We start from the raw sequence: 24,081 nt of genomic DNA on the forward strand, positions 1-24,081 counted from the left end.
CTTATTTAACAAAGTTTTATATGGAGGAGACAACCATGAAACAAAAAGTAACGAATCAAACGAGACGCAAGATGTTGATTGGTGGAGCCGCAGCAGCAAGCACCCCACTTTGGTTAAACGTAGCAAATGCTCAGGCTGACACTATCAAGATCGGCTTTCCGACGCCGTTGACAGGGCCCTTCTCAGCAGAAGCTCAAGATCAGGTGAAAGCTGCTGAATTAGCCATTAAAGAATTTAACGATGCAGGCGGCTTTAATGGACGCAAAGCAGAACTCTTAGTGCGTGACGACAAACTCAATCCTGGCGAAGCAGCAACACGTACATTGGAGTTAATTGAAAAAGACAAGGTGAACTTTGTAGTTGGCTCACTTTCTGCAGCAACCCAACTCTCGATCAATGCCGTTTGTAAGGAGCGTAAGGTTCTCTTTAATTCCATCAGCCAATCCGATGCGATTAACGAAGCGAAAGACTGGAGCGTCTATACATTCCACGAGGCCCTGAACCCAACGATGACTGCTGGCGCTGTAGCGCGTTACTCCATCCCACGTTTTGGTAAAAAAATTGTGTTCTTAACGGCTGACTATGCATACGGCCATGAAATGGTGCGTGCGTTTGAGCGTGCTGGCAAAGAAATGGGTGCCACTATCCTGGCTGACATCCGTCACCCATTAGGCGCATCCGATTACTCCGCCTTCTTGCCACGTATCAAAGCTTTGAATCCAGATATTTTGGTGCTCTGTAACTTTGGTCGCGACTTGGTCAATGCAGCAAAACAATGTACTGACTTTGGCCTTAAATCCAGCATGAAGATTGTTACGCCAGTACTCCTCTATACCTCACGCCTTGCAGGTGGGCCAGAAGCCTTTGAAGGCATTATTGGTGGCACATCTTATTACTGGGGTCTAGAAGATCGCATCCCAACTGCAAAAACATTTAACGATGCTTTCCGAAAAATGTATAACGGCTCAGTACCGTCTGACTATGGTGCATTAGGTTATGCAGGCGTTAAGAGTGTATTGGCTTCTATTAAGATCGCCAAGTCTACAGAAACTTTGAAAGTAGTTTCCGCAATGGAAAACCTCAAGTATGACTGGTACAAAGGTCCTGAGTACTATCGTAAGTGCGACCATCAGGCCGTGCAAACCGTCATCATCGTAGAGTCCAAATCTAAGAATATGAAAGATAAGTATGACGTCTTTAATATTCTGACAATCGAACCTACTACCGAGAAAAATATGCGTTCATGCGCGGAGCTAGGTCACAAAGCCTAATCTTAAAATTTCAAGGTGGATGACCCATTCACCTTGATCCACTCCCCCGCACCATTTGGTAAAGGGGAGTTTTTTCTGAGTACATTTATGACCGGTCTTTCATTCGAACTTCTTTGCATGCAACTGCTTACAGGCATCGCCTTAGGGAGTATTTATGCACTTTTAGCCCTTGGCCTTTGCCTCATTTTTGGCATGCTGAACGTGGTGAACTTTGCACATGGCGCCTTCTTTATGGTGGGCGCATTTTTAGGCGTGTACTTCTTAGGCATCACTGGAAGCTTTTGGTTCAGCCTAGTACTTACGCCATTGCTTACAGGCGGCATAGGGCTTGTCACTGAGCGTTTTTTGGTCAGACCACTCTATGGACGCGGGCTAGATTACGCTTTACTACTCACCTTCGGACTGTCATACGTCCTGATTGAAGTAATGCGCGTTACCTTTGGAATCGAAGGCTTACCCTCAATCACCCCGGAAGGTCTTGGCGGAACAGTGAATGTAGGCATTGGTTACTTCCCTAAATACCGCCTCTTCCTCATTGCAGCAACTGCGGTCGTTATTTTAGGCGTTTGGTTCTTCATTCAAAAGACACGTTACGGCCTCATCATTAAAGCCGGCGCTGCCGACCAAGAAATTGTGAAGGTCTTGGGTGTCGATATCGCCAAGGTGTGGCTTTTGGTTTTTGGATTGGGTTGCGCAATCGCCGGCCTTTCCGGAATTCTTGCCTCACCAACACGCTCTGTCAATCCAGAGATGGGCATTCCCATTCTGGCGGAATCATTTGTAGTGACTGTTGTTGGCGGCATGGGCTCACCAGTTGGCGCAGTGGTAGCCGGCTTGTTAGTGGGCGTGGTCTACAGCATGACTTCCCTCTTCTTCCCCGACTTAGCAGAGCTTTCCATTTTTGTACTGATGGCCGTAGTGCTGTTAATTCGCCCACAGGGTTTATTTGGTAAAGCAGGAGCGATGGGCTAAGGCTCCGAATATTTATGAATTCATTTTTCCAACTTATTGCACGTCATCGCGTACTAGCTAGCACGCTGTTCTTAGCAATCTTCCCATTCATCATGCCGTATGAAGCTCTGGCGATCAATATTTTGATCTTTGGTTTATTCGCCATGGGCTTTAACTTACTGTTTGGTTACATGGGACTACTATCCTTTGGTCATGCAGCCTTCCTAGGCATTGGTAGCTACATCACCGGCATAGCCATTGTTCACTATGGCCTACCTTGGGGCGCTGCCATTCTGGTGGGCGTTATTGGCGCCGCTATTGGCGGCCTCATCATGGGCTTCCTTGCAATTCGTACTCGTGGCATCTACTTCTCCATGGTGACCTTAGCGCTTGGCCAAATTGTGTACTACATCTTCTATAAGGCAGAGAGCCTTACTGGTGGTGAGAATGGTTTACGAGGTGTCCGCGTAGATGAATTCAACATCTTAGGCATCCCAGTTGACTTCTTAAATCCATTAGTGAAGTACTACATCATTCTTTTCTTTGTGGTGATTGCCATTTGGCTTATTTCCCGCATCCTAAGCTCACCTTTAGGTGCCGTAATGGAGGCGATTCGCGAGAATGAGAAGCGCGCAGCAGCTTGTGGATTTGACGTAGCCCGTACCAAACTATTGGTTTTTGTATTGTCAGCGGCAATTTGTGGCTTAGCGGGCTCATTGCGCGCGCTGCACCTCTCCATCGTGCCGATTGATTCTCTGCACTACCTACAGTCTGGTCAGGCGGTCATGATGAGCATTCTTGGTGGAATGGGCACCTTCTTTGGCCCATTCATCGGCGCAGCAGTCATGCTCTACTTGGAAGACGTCGTCACCACCTTCACTAAGCATTGGATGGCTGTCGTTGGTTTAGTGTTCATGTTCTTTGTGCTGTTCTTCCCTAAAGGTATCTGGGGAACCATTCTGAGCAAGCTACAAATTAATCAGGATTCGAAATAATGAATAGCGCAACTACAACCCCTATTCTTGAAGCGCGTCATGTCAGCAAGAGCTTTGGTAAGTTCAAGGCATTACAGGACGTATCCACTAGCTTTATGCCTGGAACACTTACGGCCATTATTGGCCCGAATGGTGCAGGTAAAAGCACCTTCTTTAATGTCTTGAGTGGCGCGTTTCCACCATCGAGCGGTCAAATTCTATTTAATGGCAAAGATATCACCGGCATGCAGCAGCATGAATTTGCTCGCATCGGAATTTCTAAAAGCTTTCAGATCACCAATGTGTTTAAGCAACTCAGCGTTCATGAGAATGTCCGGGTGGCCGCACAGATGGAAACAGCACGTTACAACTTCCTCCGGAATGCGCAAAGCTATCCAAAGCCAATTGAGATTGCCGATGAATTGCTGCATCGAGTCAATCTGGAGCACTTACGGAATAAGAAAACAGGTGACTTAGCGCATGGTCAGCAGCGCGCTCTTGAAATTGCGATGGCATTGGCCTGCAACCCGAGCCTACTTTTGCTAGATGAGCCCACTGCTGGCATGTCTCCAGAAGAAACATTAGTGATGATGGAATTGATTCGCACACTCGCTAGCGAGCGGACAGTGATTTTGGTTGAGCACAAGATGAAACTCATCATGGGTCTTTGCAAGCGCATCATCGTGCTGCACCATGGTGAGTTTTTGGCAGAAGGCACTCCAGAAGAAATCCAAAATAATTCAGAGGTACGTCGTGTGTACCTAGGTCAAGGTTAAACAGAAAGCAAACTATGTTGCGTGTTGAAAACTTAAACGCTTGGTATGACCGTAGTCACGTATTGCAAGGCGTCTCACTGGAAGTAAATAAAGGAGAGATCGTTACTTTGATGGGTCGTAATGGCGCTGGCAAAACCACCACCCTACGCTCTCTAATGGGCCTGCTATCTAAACGCCAAGGTAAAGCATCCATTGATGGCACTTCATTTTTAGATTTACCCGCTCATGAGCGCTTTCATCTAGGCCTGGCATATGTTCCAGAGGATCGTCGCATTGTTCCTGGGCTGACCGTCAAAGAAAACTTAGAGCTTGGGGTGATCGCCAAGAAGAATTCAGGCGACATGAGTGCATTAGTTGATGAGATTGCCGAAACCTTCCCCAGACTGAAAGAGCGTTTACATCAAGACGGCACATCGATGTCCGGAGGTGAGCAACAAATGCTTGCCATTGCCAGAGCAATGATTGGCAAACCTAAAGTCATTCTGCTTGATGAGCCTTCAGAAGGCATCATGCCAGTCTTGGTTGAAGAGATGTTTGAGCTTTTTGCCAAACTAAAGCAAGAAGGTCTAACCATTCTCCTGGTTGAGCAAAACGTTCAACAAGCTCTGAAAATTTCTGACCGGGCCTATATTCTCGATCAGGGTGAGATTGTTTTTCATGACACTGCACAGAACCTCTTGAACAATGATGAGGTTCAGCAGAAGTATTGCGCCGTTTAGATGAGATGTAGCCAGTGACCCAACTGGTGCCAAAAACTATCTGGCACCAAAGTCAGCAACCAGGTTAAGGTCAGATAGCGCAGCAACTTGCCAATGAACATATAAATTATGCAAGGTTGCCAAGCAAGTTTCAACCATCCAGCGGCAAGGCATAGGGGATCACCAAGCCCAGGCAGCCATGAAAGTAACAGAATTTTTGGACCCCAAGCTTCTAGCCAATCTTTGAGGCGTTCATTTTTTGGCTCACCAACAGACTTCATACTTCTACGGGCAATGAGACCAAGCCACCAGTCGAACATGCCCCCCAAGGTATTTCCAACAGCGGCCACAAAAATTGCAACCCAATATAAATCTGGATTCAAGGCGGTGTAACCAAACAGAATTGGCTCCGAACCAACCGGTAATAAAGTTGCTGAAACAAAAGCGCTGATAAACACCGCAGGTAAGCCAACTGAAGGCATTCCAAACCAGCTAAAAAAATGTGAAAGTGCGTGCTCCATAAAACGCATACCCCTTATGTAATGCCTTCTAGGGATTCATTAACCCCAATCAGTCTATTTTGCCTTGTTTTGGCCAATCTCCAGGAATTTCAAATCTTGCTTAAACTAATGCTTGAAACGGTAAATACACCATAAAGCCTATAAATTGAGACTTTCATGAATCACCCTATTCCCAAGCCAGACCAATATCAAGAAATCCGTGAAGCATTGCGTGATCTCTGCGGCTCTTTTGATTCCGCCTATTGGCAAAAGATTGATCACGAACGAGGTTATCCAGAGGCTTTTGTGGATGCGATGACTAAGGCTGGCTGGCTGGCTGCCTTAATTCCAGAAGAATATGCTGGCTCTGGTTTAGGCTTAGCGGAAGCCTCCGTAATCATGGAAGAGATTAATTTTTCTGGGGGTAACTCAGGTTCATGTCACGGACAGATGTACAACATGGGCACCCTACTTCGCCATGGCTCAGATGCTCAGAAAAAAATGTATCTTCCCAAAATTGCTTCGGGTGAATTACGTCTTCAAAGCATGGCAGTCACAGAGCCCACCACAGGAACAGATACCACCAAACTAAAAACAACTGCCGTTAAAAAAGGTGACAAGTACGTAGTGAATGGTCAAAAGGTATGGATCTCCAGAATTCAGCACTCTGACTTAATGATTTTGCTGGCGCGCACTACTCCACTTAGTGAAGTACAACGCAAGTCAGAAGGCATGTCGATCTTTATCGTTAATCTCGCTGACGCCATTGGCAAAGGCATGGAAGTGCGACCCATCGCTAATATGGTGAACCACGAAACTAACGAAGTGTTCTTCGATAACCTAGAAATCCCTGCAGAGAATCTCATTGGCACCGAAGGTCAAGGATTTAAATATATTTTGGATGGCTTGAATGCCGAGCGAGTCTTGATCGCTGCTGAATGTATTGGTGACGCCTACTGGTTTATTGATCGCGCCCGCCGCTATGCTAATGACCGAGTCGTTTTTGATCGCCCAATTGGTAAAAACCAAGGGATTCAATTTCCGATTGCGGATAGCTATATTGAAACCGAAGCCGCAAATCTCATGCGCTTTAAAGCATGCGAGTTATTTGACAATCACCAACCCTGTGGTCCAGAGGCTAATATGGCCAAATACCTAGCGGCCAAAGCATCTTGGGAAGCAGCAAACGTCTCCTTACAAACCCATGGTGGCTTCGGCTTTGCCAATGAATACGATGTTGAGCGTAAATTTAGAGAAACTCGCCTCTATCAAGTGGCACCTATTTCAACGAATTTAATTTATTCCTATATTGCCGAACATGTTCTTGGTCTTCCAAGATCTTTCTAAGAAGACATTAATATGAGCATTCGTCCATTGGATGGCATTACCGTTGTTTCTCTAGAGCATGCTATAGCAGCACCTTTCTGCACACGCCAATTAGCAGACTTAGGGGCAAGAGTCATTAAGGTTGAGAGGCCTGGTGGAGGTGACTTTGCTAGAGGGTATGACACGCAGGTAGATGGGCTATGCTCTCACTTCGTTTGGGTCAATCGCTCTAAGGAAAGTTTGACGCTAGATCTTAAGCAGCCATCAGCAATTGCAGCGCTTAAGACATTACTAAAGACGGCAGATGTCTTAGTACAAAACCTTGCCCCAGGTGCTGCTGCACGTATGGGACTCACAGCCGAGATTTTGCAGAAAGACAATCCAAAACTCATTCTGTGTGATATCTCGGGCTACGGCAATAACGGCCCCTATCGAGATAAAAAAGCTTACGACTTACTTATTCAGAGTGAGGCCGGATTCTTATCGGTCACGGGTACACCTGAAACCCCTAGCAAAGCGGGAAACTCGATTGCTGATATTGCAGCCGGCATGTATGCCTATACCAATATCTTGGCGGCCCTCTTGCAAAGAGGAAAAACAGGTAAAGGATCTGTCATCGATATCTCTATGCTCGAGTCGCTCACTGAATGGATGAGTTTTCCTCTGTACTACGCCTACAAAGGCGCAGAGCCGCCACCACGCAATGGCGCCTCCCATGCCACCATCTATCCATATGGCCCCTTTAAGGCTGGTGATGGTAAGACGGTCATGCTGGGCTTACAGAATGAACGTGAGTGGGTGCAATTTTGCGAAACCGTCTTAGAAAACCCTGCGCTTGCCCAAGATGAACGCTTTGATCGTAACTTTAAGCGCAATGAAAAGCGCACTGAGCTTTTAGAAATTATTGACGCTTGCTTTAGCAAGCTTACTTCCGAGCAATTAATTACAAGACTAGAAAAGGCACAGATTGCAAATGCCCACCTCAATGATATGGAGGGTCTTTGGAAGCATGAGCAGCTTAAAGCGCGTAATCGCTGGACTGAGGTAGATACCCCCAACGGTGCGATTGCAGCCCTACTGCCCCCCGGCTTAAATAGTAGCTATGACTATCGTATGGATCCCATCCCAGCGGTTGGAGATCATACCGACTCCATCCTTAAAGAATTAGGGCTGGACGAGACTGATATTGCCAGCATGAGGGCAAGTGGCGCGATTTAAAGCAGCGGCGAAGTAAGATGCGCTGCATTTTCAAGATAGCGATGCCAGCGCGGGCGCTTCGCCCAGGCCTTAGGATCAACGTAATCTGATTGCGCTAAGTAGGACTGAATCAGCCTTTCTAGATTGGCGCAGAAGTCATCGTCATACACAATCAAGCTAATTTCAAAGTTGAGTCGCAAACTACGTTGATCAAAATTCACTGAACCAAAGATTGCAATCCGTTTATCGATCAGCAAACTCTTGGTATGTAAGAGCCCCCCATGGAACTCTGCGATTTTGACGCCTGCATTCATTAAATCGCCATAGAAACTTCTACTACTCCAGGCAACCAATTTGGAATCATTCAATTTGGGAACGATCAGCGTAACGTTTACTCCACGGGCCGCAGCCGCCATCAATGCCTGAAGTAAACCATCATCTGGGCCAAAGTATGGCGTAGTAATGGTTAACTCCTGTCTAGCATCCATAATGGCCGACAAGAGTACTTGATAAAGAATATCGTCTCGGTATACCGGGCCAGATGAAAACTCCTGAGCTAAAACACCACCTTCATGTGGCGATACTGGTGGCTCACGATCATTGAAGTGGGTAATTTTAGGGTTATCAATACTCCAGTCTAAGGAAAACGTAAGTTCAAACTGAGATGCAACTGGGCCCTCGATGCGCACCATGGCATCAACCCACTCTCCCACTCCAGAGTCCTGCTTAAAAGTACGAGGGTCAACCATATTCATGCTGCCAGTCCACACCACAGAACCGTCCACCACAAATATTTTTCGATGCAAGCGTAAATCTGCACGGCGGAACTGGAAACGGCCAATCTGAATCGGCAATGCCTCAGTGACCTGAATGCCAGCCGTTTTAAAACGTTTGGGCCAAGCAGACTTAAACCAATCTTTACTTCCGAGCGAGTCTAACAAAACGCGGCATGCAACCCCACGCTTGGCTGCGGTTATCAAGGCTTCACAAACCCGATCGGCATCACCGCCCAATGCCCAGATATAGAACTCTAAATGGAGGCTTTTCTTGGCTGAGTTAATTTCATCAATGAAATTTTGTAGAATTTTTAATGATTCTGTGTGCAATTTAATCTTATTGCCAGCAACCACGGGTGAGCCGTTCTTAGATTCTGCAAGCAGGCTCAAGGCCCTACCTTCCATTGGCAATTTCTCTCTATCGCCAATAAATTGCCTCCTCATCAGCTCAGTAGTTTCCTGGTATTCGCGATTCATCCGAATAATTTTTCGAGTCAAGACTCTTCCAACTGGGCGCTCACCAATCAAAATATACAAACCTATTCCCAGCAGCGGGAACGTCATCACAATAAATATCCATGCAAAAGCTACGCCAACAGGCCTTCTTACAGAAATAATAAGGAGAATAAAATACGTTACCAATAAGAAATGGATTAATAAAATCAATCTCAAATTAAAAGGAGATTGTGTATTAATAAAAATGCCTAATAAATCATTCATTCAAGTTCCAATTCAGCAGTAATACCTAGGTGATCTGATAACGTTAACCATTCATGCAAAATTTCTGCTGAATGTACTTTTATTCCTCGAACATAAATTCTATCCATTGCAAGCAACGGCTTCACACTAGGAAATGTTTTTGCCGGGGAGCCGGTCAGTAATTCAAACACCTCATCGAAGCCAGCAGCCTTCATGGGGGCGCTTACCCGATTGCGCCAATCATTGAAGTCTCCCGCCACGATCGTAGGTCCATTTTGGGTGAGATCCTGAATATGTCCAATGATGGCCTCCAGCTGTCGCTCTCTACCTCCTTCGAAAAGCGCCAAATGTACACAGAAACAATGAATGGGTTGATCCATACCATCCAAAGTAGTAACGCTATGTAGAAGACCGCGACTCTCAAAGCGGTATGCTGAAATATCGTAGTTATTTCCTTTTTGCTGAGGGTGCTTAGAGAGGATGGCATTGCCATGATGTCCATCGAGATACTCAACATTTTTTCCATAATGCCAATCGCGCCAAAATCCCTCCGAAAGGAAGTGAGTCAACTCTGCTAAAGGCCATTGAGTAAAACGACGCACCCTACCACGATGCTCCTGTTGCAACTCCTGCAAGAAAAGTAGATCTGGGTGATGACTACGCATTTTTTCACGCAGCTGGTAAATCGTGGAATGTCTATGTAAGGGAGATACCCCCTTATGGACATTCATACTCAGCACCGTGAAACGAGAAGTTTTATTAGGACTCATTAAAACTGACCTGCGGCACGTTGACGTCGAACGCGCGCCAAGTAGATTTCGCTCTCGACTAAATCTTGACACTGCATGCATTTATTGCAAATGGATGCCCGCTCCCGCAACTCGTCAATCGAGTCTATCGGGTGAGTATCTAAATATTCGCGCAAATCCACGTCGAGGACCTCATTGCAGAGGCACACCACTTCAGCCATAGGTCAAAAATAGGGAAATCAATTTCATTACAGTCATTTTGCCATTGCCTTGATAGAATCAGGCGCATGTTAAAAGCTTTTCAAGATGCCCTTTCCTTGTTAGCCCACCTCGATGGCGGTGTAATGGGGATCGTCTGGGTTTCTCTACAGGTCAGCCTTACCGCCCTTCTGGTTGGAACGCTTTTGGGTCTACCGATTGGCGCCCTTCTGGCCACCGAACGTTTTGCGGGCAAAAGGACCATCATTGTGATCCTGAACACCCTCATGGGTGTGCCTACAGTCATAGTTGGCGTATTGGTATATCTCATGCTGTCACGTACAGGGCCCCTTGGCATGTGGGGCTGGCTATTTACAGTAAAGGGTATGACTGTGGCTCAAACATTGCTCACAACCCCTTTAATCGCAGCCCTTAGCCGCCAAATCCTGGAGGACTCCTGGAAAATACATCGCGATTCCTTTCTGAGCCTTAAATTGCCACCCCTTTCCCGCTTTAAATGGCTGATATGGGATTGCCGGTTCTCGCTGACCATTGCCGTGCTTGCCGGCCTAGCTAGAGCCATATCCGAGGTTGGAGCGGTCATGATTGTTGGTGGCAATATTGATCATTCCACCAGAACAATGACAACTGCGATTGCGCTGGAGACTAGCAAAGGCGACCTACCTTTAGCCCTTGCCCTTGGCATCGTCTTGCTCGCCATTGTTCTTCTGGCCAATTTATTTACCTTTGCAGTTCGCCAAATTGCGGAGCATCGCTATGGTTAATGCAATGGAAACTTTTGAAAAGTTCATTGAGCTCAAAGACATCATCGTCAAAAGCAATGGCAGAACCATTCTGAATATCCAGCACGCCCTCATTCCAGCAGACAGAATTACTGCTTGTATTGGCCCCAATGGCGCTGGCAAAACTACTCTTCTGAAACTTCTAGATGGGCTCGTTAAGCCAGATGGCGGAACAGTGAGTTACTCGTTTAAAACAAAAACGGCTTTGGTTTTACATCACACCCCGATGATCAAAGCCTCAGCAAAAACAAATATCGCAATAGTTTGTGATGCGGACGCGTCCATTACGAATGCTGATATAGACTCTGTGATTGAGCAAGTAGGCTTAAGCGAGCTAGCTAAGAGCCCAGCGCATAAATTATCCGCAGGCGAAAGACAAAAGGTTTGCCTTGGAAGAGCTATTCTGCAAAAACCCAATTTGGTTCTACTAGATGAGCCTACTGCCAATCTCGACCCCAAGACTACCGAACAGGTTGAAGAGCTGATTCGTCAATTTGACCGTCAGGGGGTAGATGTGATTTTTTCATCCCATCAACTTGCCCAAGTACAAAGACTAGCTGAGTACATTATCTTCATTGACCAAGGGGAAATAAAGGAAAAGGGACCCGTAGGCCCCTTCTTTAGCAATCCTCAAACTCCAGCAGCTAAACGCTACTTACGGCAAGAATTACTTTCCACCTAATTATTTGGCAACAGCTGCAACAGGCGGAGTAAATGGTGGTGGTGCAGTGCACGCTGCTGGCGCTGGAGTTCCAGAGACCTTAAATTGATCTGCCACCTTATTTTGGACTAAACACAATTTATATGCGCCAACCTTGTCCCCATAAGCGGCTTTAGCTTTAGCCAAATTAGCAGCCTCTTGTGCCTCTGGGCTCAATGGTGGCAAAGTCGCAAGTACCGAGGAGGCAGCAAATGCGCAAAACGTAAGAGCAATGATTCTTTTCATGGCCTTATCCTTATTTATTCAGTTTGTCATACCAGAGCTCATGGTGCTCTTTAGCCCAAGTAGCATCTACATAGCCGGTCTTCATGCCATCGATTGAACCTTGCATACCAATGGTGCCGATATAAATATGGCCCATCGCCATGGTAGTCATCAAGATTGCAGCGCTACTGTGAATGATGTTGGCGATTTGCATCGTGCCACGCAGGTACTCTATCTGCATAAACGGCACAATCATGTCGAGCACAAATCCTGAGGCAGAAATTACTAAGCCTAAGAAAGTCATACCGAACCAGAACCAAAACTTCTCACCCATATTGAAAAAGCCAGCAGGCACATGCTTGCCGCTAAACATTCCACCGAAAGTTAACAGCCAGTTGAGATCGCCTTTTTCTGGAATATTTTTACCGACAAAGAGCAAGAAGAAAATCACAATGCTTAGGGTAAATAATGGGCCGGAAAAATTATGAATATTCTTGCAAACAAACAAGAAGGATCCATATGCGACACCGCCCATCAATGGCATTACAAAATATTTGCCATACAAAATCATCAAACCAGTAAACGCTAAGGCCAGGAAGCTAAAGGCCATAACCCAGTGAGTGATGCGGTCCAATGCACTAAAGCGCTTTACTTTAATGCCTGACAATGGCTCGTGTAGTTTGATTGAGCCTTTGATGGTGAACATAGCAATAATGCCAAAGAAGGCAATCGCCAACAACCAGCCTCCGTATACAGTAATGATGCCGTTACGAATTACGCGCCATTCTTGACCAGCACGCTGGATTAAAACACCTGCTTGTTTATCCGGAATACTGACGTAGTTTTGTGGATCACTGTTTGGCGCCGTGAAAATGGATGGATTAGCTGGCTGAGCCTGCGCTTGAGTGCCATTGGCCAAAGCGTTTGGATTTGCCGGCACAGATGCAGGAGGCACGTCTACTCCACTAGGAGAAGGCAAAGGCGCCATCGGTGCACGTTCAGCAAAGCTCATACCACTCGCTAGAGTTAGTGACAAACCTACAGCCACCACCAAAGTGCGTAGAACTTTAGAAAATGATCGTTTCATACACATGTCCTTAAACGTTTTCGTTTTATTTATTGTTATTTAGTTGATCACTTAACGCGACTGTATTCGTTTTGACCTTGATTGCGCTTGTCAATTGACTCGGTCCAACTAGCCAGATTGCCTGGCGTCCAATTCTTAGTCATAAATCCATCATTAGCGCCCATATAAGGAGCTACATCTGGACGCTTAGCAGCTTTAGCAGCAATTTCTGGCGGCTCAGAGCAAGCCCCCAAGAAAGCAGCTACTGCAAAACACAAGCCGAGAGTTTTGAAATTGACTTTCATTATTGAGCTCCTGGAATCTTTGCAGCAGGCGTTGGTGTAGGCGCTGGGACATCTGGTCCACCGTAAGCAGTATTCCAACCAAAGGCTTTGGATCCTGGATACTTGCCATTCTTCTCACGGGTAGCAACGCGATTATTAAAGATGCCGCTAATGACATCACTATCGCCACCAATCAATGCCTTGGTAGAACACATTTCAGCGCAAAGCGGTAACTTGCCTTCTGCCAAACGATTACGGCCATATTTTTCAAACTCTGCAACGCTGCCGTTTTCTTCTGGGCCACCACTACAGAATGTGCACTTATCCATTTTGCTGCGGGAGCCGAAAGCACCCTTGCTGAGGAACTGAGGCGCGCCAAATGGGCAGGCAAAAGAGCAGTAACCGCAACCGATACAGATATCTTTATCGTGCAGAACAACACCCTCGTCCGTGCGGTAGAAACAATCTACTGGGCATACGGCCATACATGGGGCATCGCTACAGTGCATACAAGCAACTGAAACTGATTTTTCTTGACCAATGATGCCGTCATTCACCGTTACAACGCGACGACGATTAACACCCCAAGGTACTTCGTTTTCATTCTTACAGGCTGTGACACAACCGTTGCACTCAATGCATCGCTCCGTGTCGCAAATAAATTTCATTCTTGCCATTGTGTTCTCCTGACCTTATTTTTTGACTTAGGCAAATTTCTCGATTTGACACATTGTGGTTTTCGTTTCTTGCATCATCGTCACCATGTCATAACCATAAGTAGTTGCAGTATTAACCGCTTCACCCTGAACTATCGGCGCAGCACCCTCTGGGTAGTACTTGCGAATATTTTCGCCCTGCCACCAGCCAGCAAAGTGGAATGGTACAAACGCGGTTCCTTGATCAACACGCTCAGTCACTAATGCGCGCACCTTAATCTTGGCACCCGTTGGCGATTTCACCCAAACATAATCCCAGTTCTTAATACCACGATCTGCTGCAGCCTTAGGATTAATCTCCACAAAGTTTTCTTGTTGGAGTTCTGCTAACCATGGGTTGGAACGAGTCTCATCACCACCACCCTCGTACTCAACCAAACGACCTGAAGTCAGAATGATTGGGAACTTCTCATATAACTTCTGATTCAAGTTTTGATCTTGAACAGTTTTATAGAGGGTTGGCAAGCGCCAGAAGTTTTTCTTATCGGCAGCTGTTGGGTACTTACGCATCATTGGAGCGTTTGTACTGTAGAGCGCCTCACGGTGAATTGGAACTGGGTCTGGGAAGTTCCAAACCACCGCACGCGCCTTGGCGTTACCAAACGGATGACAGCCATTCTTCATTACCACGCGCTGAATACCACCAGATAAGTCAGTCTTCCAGTTTTTACCTTCAGCGAGTTTTTTCTCGTCTTCAGTTAACTGATCCCACCAACCTAATTTCTTCATAAACACGTGATCAAACTCTGGGTAGCCGGTAGTAATTGCAGCCCCCTTAGAGTGGGATCCATCGGCAGCAAGCAAGCTGACGCCATCACGCTCAACACCGAAGTTAGCGCGGAAGTTACCACCGCCCTCCATCACGCTCTTACTTGTGTCATACAGATTTGGTGAGCCAGGATGCTTAATAGCTGCTGTACCGTAGCAAGGCCAAGGCAAGCCATAGTAGTCGCCAGTAGTGTCATAGCCAGTAACTGGATCAACAGCACCACGAGACTTCAAGGTCTTCGGATCAAAGGTTGCCACCATTCTCATGTGAGCCTTGAGGCGCTCAGGAGTTTGACCTGTGTATCCAATGGTCCAGCAAGAGCGATTAATCTCGCGCAGGATGTCTTCAATTTGCGGCTCTTTCCATTGCTTACCGGCAAATTTGGAACTAAGCATTTTGTAATTCTTAGACAACTCTTCTCCGAAGCCTAAGCGATCAGCAAAAGCCTGCATGATCACGTGGTCAGGAACAGATTCAAACAATGGATCAATTACTTTCTCACGCCACTGTAATGAACGATTGGAAGCTGTCGCTGAACCGCAAGTTTCAAACTGCGTTGCTGCAGGCAATAAGTACACATTGCGATTCTTATTAACCGCTTGTCCTTCTGCAGCAGGCATTGCTGCCATTGCAGCAGTAGCACTTGGATATGGATCAACCACTACCAAGAGATCCAACTTATCCATCGCACGCTTCATGTCGAGGCCACGCGTTTGTGAGTTAGGTGCATGACCCCAGAAGAACAAGCCTTTTACGTTAGTCTGCTGGTCGATCATGTCATTCTTCTCGAGAACAGCATCAACCCAACGAGACACAGTAGTGCCGGATTTCTCCATCATGTCAGGCGCATAACGACCTTTAATCCACTCATAGTCAACACCCCAAACTGTTGAGAAGTGCTTCCATGAGCCAGCAGCCAAACCATAGTAACCCGGCAATGAATCTGGGTTAGGGCCAACGTCAGTAGCACCCTGAACGTTATCGTGACCGCGGAAAATATTAGTACCACCACCAGACTTACCTATGTTACCTAAAGCCAATTGCAAAATACAAGAGGCGCGCACAATCGCATTACCGATAGTGTGCTGGGTTTGACCCATACACCAAACAACGGTACTAGGACGATTCATTGCCATAGTTTTAGCAGCTTGGTAAACCTGAGCCTCAGGCACACCACAAGCCTCCTCAACTGCAGCAGGCGCCCACTTCTCCATCACTTCTTTACGAATCTCTTCCATGCCATAAACACGGTCGTTGATGTACTTCTTATCTTCCCAGCCATTTTTAAAGATGTGATAAAGCATACCGAATAAGAAAGGAATGTCCGTACCAGAACGAATGCGGATGTACTGGTCTGACTTAGCAGCAGTACGGGTGTAACGTGGATCTACAACGATCACTTTGCAACCGTTTTCTTTTGCGTGCAGTAACATCAACATCGAAACTGGGTGTGCTTCAGCCGCATTTGAACCAATGTACAAAGCAGCCTTGGCATTCATCATGTCGTTGTAGCTATTGGTCATCGCACCATAGCCCCAGGTGTTTGCAACACCCGCTACTGTTGTGGAGTGACAAATACGAGCTTGATGGTCTGTGTTGTTTGTGCCAAAGAAAGAGACCCACTTACGGAGTAAGTAGGACTGTTCATTATTGTGTTTGGAGGAGCCGATGAAGAACATTGCATCCGGAGAATATTTCTGGCGAATATCCTTCATCTGAGCGGTAATTTCAGTTAAGGCTTGATCCCAAGAAATGCGTTGGTACTTTCCATCAACCAACTTCATTGGGTAACGCAAACGGTAATCACCATGTCCGTGTTCACGCAAGGCAGCGCCTTTAGCACAGTGAGCACCCATGTTAATTGGGGAATCAAATACTGGGTTTTGACGGACCCATACGCCATTCTCAACGGTGGCATCTACAGCGCAGCCCACAGAACAATGGGTACAAATAGATCTCTTAACCTCAATCGTGCCCTTGCCATCTAGCATTGCCTTGCTTTGCTCAGCAGATGCTTTTTGAACAAAACTTAATTGACTAGCAGCGATACCAGCGCCAACTCCTACACCCGAGCGCTTAAGGAATGTGCGGCGATCCATCGTTGGAACAGCAGCTTTTAAGCCGCGTGACAGACTACCGATCAGGCGCGATGTGGAACGACTGCTTTGTGGGGTATTGGATTTACGAGTCAGACTCATATGATGTCCCTGAGAAAGTTTTTATATTTATTTAGAAACAGTGAAGCGAAGATTGTTAAATCAGAGTGGATTCGTAGTACTTGCGCATGTGAGCAGTCATCGTTTGACCAACATCTTGCACCGCTTTAGCGCCAGTAATTTCTTGGATAACTGCTTTGCCAACTGGAGTTTGGCTCACTACAGCGACAGCTCCAACTGCAGCGCTTGCACCAATAAAGAACTTACGGCGCGACGGCTTGTTTTCTTCGCTTAAAGCAACCTTGGATTTGGTGGTCATTGCATGCTCCTATCGGATTATTCTTGATTTGCATCAAGTGTAATAGGAAATCGCATTTTTGACATATTGGTGTAACTATTAGTTATTAAGGCAATATTTATATTGCGATGCAACATCAAATCATGTCAAAGCCTTGCCCTTCGATTGCTAGAAACTCCCTAGTTAAGGCTGCGATTGGGTGATACAGATGCATCTCCGGTATGCCTTCTATAGCATCGCAAAATTCGTCATACCAGGGACGAATATGCTCATTGAAAAAAACCCTTTGATTTGTAAGGTTTGAGATCTCCACGTCATCCCCCGCAATGAGATAACGCATGACCTCACTGAGGGCCGAGATATGGTCTTCAGTTTCAGTCACCTCTTCTGCGGCCTCAAGCCCAAAACCCTCTAAAGCCTTGCGAATATTTACTAAGGGCTTTTCATTTAGATGGCCTGCCATGTAAAAGGAGCCATTCAAAATGACATTCGGCTTACCAACACTGATGAAATTCAAATCAAACTCATCATGCCAAGCTTTAGCGGGATTATTTTTAGCGACCTCCACTACATCCATCCAAACCTTAGCCAAGGGCGCCTCATCGGCAGCATCTTGTTGATCGGCGGTAGCGGCAATTTGATCTAAAAGCTCTTGATCGGGCGGCATCTGAAAAAAGCGGGCGATCAAGCCATATAAATCGGCCCTAGCCAAATCCTCAGGCAAGCCTACATCGCCTACTTCGGCGGATAGATTCTCTTTTGCTGCTTCTTTCGCAATTTCGCTCATGTTTCTTTTTTCACCATATCTACCACTCGACAATCACTACACATCTTCAATCGATCCATTGCAGCTCCAGCAAAAGCACCATGCGCACCAAGCTTGCTGAGCATCAAATCAACCATCTTAAGTGTTCCAAAAGGCTTGCCGCAGCTGATGCAATGGAATGCCTGGGTTTCATTCAAGGTAGTCCGTTGCTTGCGTTGCTCAACGGTTTGCAAACGAGGCATAAGGGTTAAGGCCTTCTCGGGACAGGTTTGCACGCAGATGCCGCACTGAACACACTGCTTCTCAATAAAAGAAAGAATGGGTTCATCGGGATTGTCTAAAAGCGCGCCTTCAGGGCAACCGCTGACGCAAGACATGCACAAGGTGCAAGCATCTTTGTTAATTGCTAGACCACCCAATAGGGAGGACTTTGGAAGTACAACGCCCATCTCCGGCAACGGAGTCTTCGCATGTTTTTGCAAATGCTCTAAGACTGCCTCAAGCGTTTCGCGTTTCTGATTCGATAAACCAATACTTGCAGGAGCGCAGATAGGACTGAGTGCTCCTCGCTGACGTAATACGCCCATTGCTTTAGACACCGTCGCCATATCTTCAGCAGAACTAGCCAAGATCAGATGAATGCGATCGTCAAAGCCATACGCATTCAGAATGCTATTTGCTAAAACTACCTGCTCTTCAAGTACTGCACGATAGGCAGGATCCTCGTCTCCACTTAACAACAAAGTCACTTCCGCAAAACCATACGTCAGTGCGCCCAGCCATAAGTCCAAACCAGTAGAGGCAATATGCTCAATGCCATAAGGAGTCACAAATGCAGGGAGGCCTTCGTATTGCTTTGACATAACATGCGCTGATCTGCCCAAGCCATCAATCATTTGCGTACCCGCTTTTAGGGTATGCAAAAGCAAGCTGGGGGCCATCGCTTGATTAATCTTTTTAGCTTCGGCGGTAAAGACGCTCGCTACCGTTTTGAGTTCTTTGCCCTGATGAGCAACGCTTGGGTAGTTGTAACGCATTGCCCCGGAAGGGCATGCAGTTGCACAAGCTCCGCAACCCATACAAAGATTTGGATTGACCTCTACAGAACCTTGGCCATTTTTAAAGATTGAACCAATAGCGCCTGTTGAACAAACATCAATACAAGCGCTGCAACCTACTTTGCCATTACGGCCATGAGCACAAATTTTTTCGTTATAGGCAAAATATTTAGGCTTTTCAAACTCCCCCACCATCTCGGAGAGTTGATTAACTGCCAGCGCCTGCTCAAGGGGATCAACACCGGGAGCGAAGTAACCCTGGGGCGTTTGACTCATACGCATTTTGGGGTCTACACGTAGGTCCAAAATTAAATCGAATTCTGAATTACGTTCACGCTCTTTGCGATCAAAAGAAATGGCGCCAATGCTGGCACATGCAGTAACGCAGTCACGATGGGATTTACATTTACTCAAATCAATCTGGAAGGAAAGATTAATGGCACTTTCAGGACATGCTTCAACACAGGCCCCACAGCGAGTACACATCTCTGGGTCAATCGGATTTTGCAAATCCCAATTTACTGAAAAGTTGCCTAGATAACCATCCAACTTGGTTACTGCGCCAGTAAAGATTGGGTAGCTACGGGTCAGCGGCAAGTCACCGGGCTGCGTACATAAGACAGAAACATCTAATGATGGGCTTAATTTTTCAGCCCAAGGAATGGCTTGTGACCCAGCGCCGATAATTAATAATCGTCCCTGGCTTTCATAATTCACAACAGGAACAGGTTCAGCCTCAGGCATGTCAGCTAAAGCTAACAACGCAGCAATTTTAGGTCCGGATGTTTTAGCCTCTTGAGTCCAACCAGCTACTTCACGTATATTGACAAAACGCAGTGGCGCAACTAATGGCTTTTCAGCTTGGTCAGCGAGCTCACTAAAAAGTGCACCCTCTTGTGTACACGCTATCACCAGAGAATCAGAACCATCTAGCGCTTTTAAAAAAGAGCCGACCTCCTGCCTGCACAAGGATTGATGAATCGGAACCCCGATAGCTTTTGCATCCAAAGGCATGGTGCCATTACAGTTGCAGACTAATTTTTGACTCATGCGCTATCTTCTTAGGTTTTTTTCTGTTCAGACTCTATTGATGCCTTATTGGGCACTTCTTCCAACTGATCTGTAGGTTTTTGTTGTGTGGATGTTAAATCAGTTTGCTGTCCGACTGCCAATGTGTCGGCCTCAAGACGCAGGTCAGGCCCTGGGTTTATGCTTTGCTGGGATTCTGGAGCAAGCTCTTCGCTCGATTTGCGGAAAAGGTTGAGCATATCGCTCTGCACCATTCTCTCCAGCATTCCAGGTGGCAGTGGATCCGGCTTACTGTAGTCATCAATATAAATATCTAATCCATCCATGATGTTGAAATGGGGATCGGTAAACATTTTCTTTAGAGCAGCCTGCTGAACAGCGGGATCTACATCCGGCTTCATAAAAGCAGAAAAGTCTGGATCGAAACGATCGATCTTGACTACATCCTCTAGGGTAGCTGGCGGAGGTGCAGCCTCTTGAGCGCCCTCAACGAGTGGAGCCTGATCAACCTCTTTAGGAACCTCTACTTTTTTTTCTGGCGAGACAACTTTTTTACCAGCTTTACGCTTAGACCAACGCCCCAGAAATCCATCAGCCATTATTCCTCCATAGGGCGTTGCGCGCCCTTGAATGAAGCTGGCTTATGGCGTTTTTTGGGTTCCGGCCGATAGTTGTCATTGACATACTCTTGCAACCACGATGCATGCTGCTCACTCAGCGGTATCGTATCAACCGACTCACCACCATCGAGCAAGCGAGCGGCTTCGTTATAACTGACACAAATGCGATGCGGTACTGCAAAGGAATCTTCAGATTTTGCCAAGGAAAGCGATTGCTCATCGATATAACGCTCAATATCTTCTTCCAAGCGCCACATGACAAACCATGCGGGCGTTGTAGCAGAAACATTGAGGTAGTAGCCCTCAGCCTCATCCGGAAAGAGATCAAGCTCATAGCCTGTGAATAGCCAGGATTCACCATCAGCATCGCGCCCGAGAAACTGACCCGCAATGGATTTACTTTGTTGACTATTAAATTGCCCAAAATCAGGCAATACTTCCTGAGGCACCCAGCGGAACGAGACCCATCGGTTATCAATATTCTGTTTACGCATTAGCACTGCAAAGCGCATAAATGTTCAGAGCCTCAGGTGTTTTGAACCACAATGTTCGGAAATTTACTGCTCATGTCTTTAGATAGAGTAGCAACACGAATGGCTACCTGTCTAGCAATACCTTTATAGATAGCACCAATAGCGCCATCTGGATCAGCCACTACTGTTGGGCGCCCAGCATCAGCCTGCTCACGAATTGAAAGATTCAAGGGCAAGGAGCCCAAGAAATCTACAGCGTACTCTTTACACATTTTTTCACCGCCGCCAGTACCGAATACGTGCTCTTCGTGTCCACATTGAGTGCAAACGTAAGTGCTCATATTTTCAATAATGCCAATGATGGGTACACCGACCTTCTCAAACATCTTGAGGCCCTTGCGAGCATCTAGCAAAGCAATATCTTGAGGTGTGGTAACAATGACTGTTCCTGTAACAGGAACCTTTTGCGCCAAGGTCAATTGAATATCACCCGTACCAGGCGGCATATCTACGATCAGGTAGTCAAGATCACGCCAACGGGTTTGGCGAAGCAACTGCTCAAGGGCTGAAGTCACCATCGGTCCACGCCACACCATGGGTGCGTCGTCATCAATCAGGAAACCGATCGAACTTGCCTGCAAACCATAGGCCTCCATTGGCTCAATCGTATTTTCTTCAATAGAGTCCGGTCTACCGGTAATACCCAACATCATTGGCTGACTTGGGCCATAAATATCCGCATCCAAAATACCGACCTGCGCACCCTCCGCAGCAAGAGCTAGGGCGAGATTTACGGCTGTTGTGGACTTCCCTACTCCACCCTTACCGCTAGCCACTGCAATAATATTTTTTACGCCGGGCAATAACTTCACTCCACGCTGCACTGCATGCGCAACGATTTGACTAGAGATATTGACACTCACATTTTTGACGCCTGATAATTCACGCACGGCATTGATTACCGATTTACGAATCGAATCGAACTGGCTTTTAGCGGGATATCCCAGCACAATATCTAAAGAAATATCGCCGCCGTCTACGCGGAGATTTTTAATATTCTTTGCCGTAACAAAATCGATCTTCGTATTGGGATCAACTAAGTTTTTTAGCGCTGCTTGTACCAACTCTGGTGTAACCGACACTACATTCTCCTAATATGGATAACCTTAGAATGGACTTCTAGGTTTTTAGTATTTTTCTTAATTAGCGCTAGCTTACTCGTAGCTGCCAATATTTGCTGAAAGCGACCTTGATCACCTTCCGTCTACCGCATTAGAAAATCAGCAAACTCAGGTAATAGACTGCCATTGACATCAAAGCCGTGGCTGGGATGGTGAAGATCCAAGCCCAAACGATGTTTCCGGCGACACCCCAGCGCACCGCGCTGGCTCTCTGAGTTGAACCAACGCCGACAATAGCCCCAGTAATTGTATGGGTAGTCGAAACAGGAACACCCAAGGCTGTTGCCGCAAACAAAGTAATGGCGCCACCAGTTTCAGCACAGAAGCCTCCTACTGGTTTGAGTTTTGTCAGCTTTTGACCCATGGTTTTAACAATCCTCCAACCACCAAACATTGTGCCCATCGCAATAGCGATATAGCAGCAAACAATTGTCCATATTGGCGGCATACTTGCGCTGGCATCTGTATAGCCAGTAATGATGAGTAGCAGCCAAATAATGCCAATCGTTTTTTGTGAATCATTACCGCCGTGTCCAAGGCTATATGCGCCAGCAGAAACCAATTGCAGACGGCGGAACCAGCGATCGGTTTTAGAGAGCGTGACATTTCGGCAAACCCATGACACCAGCAACATCATCAAGGAGCCCAAAAGAAATCCAACCAATGGGGAGATGAAGATAAAAGCAACGGTTTTGATAATACCTGCCCAAACTAAGCCGGCAAGTCCCGCCTTAGGCAACGCCGCTCCTAGCAAGCCACCAATCAAAGCATGAGAAGAGCTTGATGGAATGCCATAGAACCAAGTCACCAAGTTCCAGATGATGGCGCCAACCAATGCGCCAAAGATCACGTGGAGATCCACCGCGGCAGGAAGCACAATTCCCTTGCCCACAGTAGCAGCGACACTTAAATGGAAAATGAATATTGCAAGAAAGTTAAAGAAGGCAGCGAACACCACTGCCTGTTGCGGCTTTAAAACGCCAGTAGAAACCACCGTCGCAATAGAGTTAGCAGCATCATGAAAGCCGTTCATGAAATCAAATGCAAGAGCTAGCACTACTAATAGCGCTACAACCCAAAAGGCTACTTCTGTCGCTGGCAACTTAATTCGCCTTAAGAGTTTTCAAGAACAATGCCTTCAACCAAGTTGGCAACGTCTTCACATTTATCGGTAACTTCCTCGAGCAACTCATAAATACGCTGGCACTTAATCAGCTCACGCACCTCGATGTCTTCACGGAACAACCTAGTAATAGCAGTAGATAGTAGGCGATCAGCCCCAGACTCCAGGTGATCAATTTCATCACAAGTCTTTAACGCTGCTTTAGCTACTTCTGGATCAGAAATGTCTTTTAATGTAGCAACAGCATTCTTCATGCTGATGCAGCACTGATTGCAAAGCTCCGCCATTTGCAACATCTCTGGCGTCATTTGCTTCACGTCATACAAGTGCATTGCTTCAGTGCCGTTTTGCAATAAATCAGCTACGTCATCCATCGTATTGATGAGTGAAAAAATTTGGTCGCGGTCTATAGGTGTGATGAAGGTCTTATGCAAACGACGATGCACCTCTTTCACAACATCATCACAAGCATGCTCAGCTTTATCTACCTCTTGGGTGTACTTAGCGCGCAAGGTTTCATCACTGTAATACTCAACGAACTTCAAAAAAGATTCGGAGGCGGAAACGATATTGCTAGCGTGCTCATTAAATAGCTCGAAGAAATTACCATCGTGAGGCATTAACTTACTGAAGAACATAAATCACGATCCTTTAGGAACAAAAACTACGGGTTTTGTTATGTTTGCCGACATTCTAAAC

The 24,081-nt window shown here is 46.5% G+C and carries 25 protein-coding genes; 9 read left to right on the plus strand and 16 right to left on the minus strand.

What is annotated here, in order from left to right; genetic code table 11:
* The first annotated feature begins 35 nt into the window (after positions 1 to 35).
* From ICN40_RS03570 to ICN40_RS03590, 5 genes are all read left to right on the plus strand, one after another.
* A complete protein-coding gene (locus ICN40_RS03570) occupies positions 36 to 1,271 on the plus strand; it encodes an ABC transporter substrate-binding protein (RefSeq protein WP_255561116.1) in 1,236 nt (411 codons plus the stop codon).
* Positions 1,272 to 1,388: 117 nt separating this feature from the next.
* Positions 1,389 to 2,243 (plus strand): branched-chain amino acid ABC transporter permease, encoded by an 855-nt coding sequence (locus ICN40_RS03575; protein WP_255561117.1) that lies wholly within the window; start codon positions 1,389 to 1,391, stop codon positions 2,241 to 2,243.
* Between the two features lie 14 nt (positions 2,244 to 2,257).
* Entirely contained in the window at positions 2,258 to 3,217 is a 960-nt protein-coding gene (locus ICN40_RS03580) for a branched-chain amino acid ABC transporter permease (protein WP_072582976.1), read from the plus strand.
* Entirely contained in the window at positions 3,217 to 3,972 is a 756-nt protein-coding gene (locus ICN40_RS03585) for an ABC transporter ATP-binding protein (RefSeq protein WP_072582977.1), read from the plus strand. Before ICN40_RS03580 ends, ICN40_RS03585 begins: the two co-directional genes overlap by 1 nt.
* Positions 3,973 to 3,986: 14 nt before the next feature.
* Positions 3,987 to 4,691 (plus strand): ABC transporter ATP-binding protein, encoded by a 705-nt coding sequence (locus ICN40_RS03590; protein WP_072582978.1) that lies wholly within the window; start codon positions 3,987 to 3,989, stop codon positions 4,689 to 4,691.
* Here ICN40_RS03590 and ICN40_RS03595 read toward each other — a convergent pair.
* Positions 4,688 to 5,191 carry a YqaA family protein gene (locus ICN40_RS03595; RefSeq protein ID WP_216242213.1) on the minus strand — a complete coding sequence of 168 codons (504 nt, stop codon included), beginning with the start codon at positions 5,189 to 5,191 and terminating at the stop codon, positions 4,688 to 4,690. The genes ICN40_RS03590 and ICN40_RS03595 overlap by 4 nt on opposite strands.
* A gap of 156 nt (positions 5,192 to 5,347) precedes the next feature.
* On the opposite strand from ICN40_RS03595, the gene ICN40_RS03600 reads away from it, so the two are divergent.
* The gene (locus tag ICN40_RS03600; protein ID WP_216242215.1) at positions 5,348 to 6,517 is read left to right on the plus strand and encodes an acyl-CoA dehydrogenase family protein; all 1,170 of its coding nucleotides are present in this window, start codon (positions 5,348 to 5,350) and stop codon (positions 6,515 to 6,517) included.
* 12 nt (positions 6,518 to 6,529) lie between these two features.
* The gene (locus ICN40_RS03605; RefSeq protein ID WP_216121837.1) at positions 6,530 to 7,714 is read left to right on the plus strand and encodes a CaiB/BaiF CoA-transferase family protein; all 1,185 of its coding nucleotides are present in this window, start codon (positions 6,530 to 6,532) and stop codon (positions 7,712 to 7,714) included.
* Here the strand turns inward: ICN40_RS03605 and cls are convergent.
* The gene (gene cls, locus ICN40_RS03610) at positions 7,711 to 9,189 is read right to left on the minus strand and encodes a cardiolipin synthase (protein ID WP_216242217.1); all 1,479 of its coding nucleotides are present in this window, start codon (positions 9,187 to 9,189) and stop codon (positions 7,711 to 7,713) included. The genes ICN40_RS03605 and cls overlap by 4 nt on opposite strands.
* Positions 9,186 to 9,938, minus strand: coding sequence for an endonuclease/exonuclease/phosphatase family protein (locus tag ICN40_RS03615; RefSeq protein WP_216242219.1), 753 nt, complete (start codon positions 9,936 to 9,938; stop codon positions 9,186 to 9,188). The genes cls and ICN40_RS03615 overlap by 4 nt, the downstream gene beginning before the upstream one ends.
* 266 nt (positions 9,939 to 10,204) lie before the next feature.
* Here ICN40_RS03615 and ICN40_RS03625 point away from each other — a divergent pair, with 266 nt between their 5' ends.
* A complete protein-coding gene (locus tag ICN40_RS03625) occupies positions 10,205 to 10,900 on the plus strand; it encodes an ABC transporter permease (protein ID WP_215321738.1) in 696 nt (231 codons plus the stop codon).
* Positions 10,893 to 11,600, plus strand: coding sequence for an ATP-binding cassette domain-containing protein (locus tag ICN40_RS03630; RefSeq protein WP_216242222.1), 708 nt, complete (start codon positions 10,893 to 10,895; stop codon positions 11,598 to 11,600). Before ICN40_RS03625 ends, ICN40_RS03630 begins: the two co-directional genes overlap by 8 nt.
* Here ICN40_RS03630 and ICN40_RS03635 read toward each other — a convergent pair whose 3' ends face one another.
* The 13 genes from ICN40_RS03635 to ICN40_RS03695 form a co-directional block, all read right to left on the minus strand.
* Positions 11,601 to 11,864: a hypothetical protein gene (locus ICN40_RS03635; protein ID WP_215321736.1), complete on the minus strand. Its 264-nt coding sequence runs from the start codon at positions 11,862 to 11,864 to the stop codon at positions 11,601 to 11,603.
* 10 nt (positions 11,865 to 11,874) lie between these two features.
* On the minus strand, positions 11,875 to 12,930 hold the full coding sequence (locus ICN40_RS03640; protein WP_216191140.1) for a formate dehydrogenase subunit gamma: 1,056 nt from the start codon (positions 12,928 to 12,930) through the stop codon (positions 11,875 to 11,877).
* A 47-nt stretch (positions 12,931 to 12,977) separates the two neighbouring features.
* Positions 12,978 to 13,214 carry a hypothetical protein gene (locus ICN40_RS03645; RefSeq protein ID WP_215321734.1) on the minus strand — a complete coding sequence of 79 codons (237 nt, stop codon included), beginning with the start codon at positions 13,212 to 13,214 and terminating at the stop codon, positions 12,978 to 12,980.
* Complete coding sequence (gene fdh3B / locus ICN40_RS03650) at positions 13,214 to 13,870, minus strand: formate dehydrogenase FDH3 subunit beta (RefSeq protein ID WP_215321733.1); 657 nt, start codon at positions 13,868 to 13,870, stop codon at positions 13,214 to 13,216. The genes ICN40_RS03645 and fdh3B overlap by 1 nt, the downstream gene beginning before the upstream one ends.
* A 27-nt stretch (positions 13,871 to 13,897) precedes the next feature.
* On the minus strand, positions 13,898 to 16,876 hold the full coding sequence (locus tag ICN40_RS03655; protein ID WP_216242224.1) for a formate dehydrogenase subunit alpha: 2,979 nt from the start codon (positions 16,874 to 16,876) through the stop codon (positions 13,898 to 13,900).
* A gap of 55 nt (positions 16,877 to 16,931) precedes the next feature.
* Positions 16,932 to 17,153, minus strand: coding sequence for a hypothetical protein (locus ICN40_RS03660; protein ID WP_072582990.1), 222 nt, complete (start codon positions 17,151 to 17,153; stop codon positions 16,932 to 16,934).
* A 115-nt stretch (positions 17,154 to 17,268) separates the two neighbouring features.
* Complete coding sequence (locus tag ICN40_RS03665; protein ID WP_216121829.1) at positions 17,269 to 17,919, minus strand: molecular chaperone; 651 nt, start codon at positions 17,917 to 17,919, stop codon at positions 17,269 to 17,271.
* Positions 17,916 to 20,006, minus strand: a complete 2,091-nt coding sequence (locus tag ICN40_RS03670; protein WP_216242226.1) for a 4Fe-4S binding protein — start codon at positions 20,004 to 20,006, stop codon at positions 17,916 to 17,918. The genes ICN40_RS03665 and ICN40_RS03670 overlap by 4 nt, the downstream gene beginning before the upstream one ends.
* Before the next feature lie 11 nt (positions 20,007 to 20,017).
* Positions 20,018 to 20,584: a DUF3306 domain-containing protein gene (locus tag ICN40_RS03675; RefSeq protein WP_216242228.1), complete on the minus strand. Its 567-nt coding sequence runs from the start codon at positions 20,582 to 20,584 to the stop codon at positions 20,018 to 20,020.
* Positions 20,584 to 21,099, minus strand: coding sequence for a DUF3305 domain-containing protein (locus ICN40_RS03680; RefSeq protein WP_308281763.1), 516 nt, complete (start codon positions 21,097 to 21,099; stop codon positions 20,584 to 20,586). Before ICN40_RS03680 ends, ICN40_RS03675 begins: the two co-directional genes overlap by 1 nt.
* Positions 21,100 to 21,131: 32 nt before the next feature.
* Positions 21,132 to 22,220, minus strand: coding sequence for an iron-sulfur cluster carrier protein ApbC (apbC, locus tag ICN40_RS03685; protein ID WP_216242232.1), 1,089 nt, complete (start codon positions 22,218 to 22,220; stop codon positions 21,132 to 21,134).
* A 130-nt stretch (positions 22,221 to 22,350) separates the two neighbouring features.
* On the minus strand, positions 22,351 to 23,292 hold the full coding sequence (locus ICN40_RS03690) for an anion permease (protein ID WP_370623997.1): 942 nt from the start codon (positions 23,290 to 23,292) through the stop codon (positions 22,351 to 22,353).
* 80 nt (positions 23,293 to 23,372) lie between these two features.
* Positions 23,373 to 24,020: a DUF47 domain-containing protein gene (locus ICN40_RS03695; RefSeq protein ID WP_072582997.1), complete on the minus strand. Its 648-nt coding sequence runs from the start codon at positions 24,018 to 24,020 to the stop codon at positions 23,373 to 23,375.
* Between the last annotated feature and the right edge of the window lie 61 nt (positions 24,021 to 24,081).

Origin of the sequence: Polynucleobacter sp. Fuers-14 (assembly GCF_018882045.1) — a bacterium.
GTDB lineage: Bacteria > Pseudomonadota > Gammaproteobacteria > Burkholderiales > Burkholderiaceae > Polynucleobacter.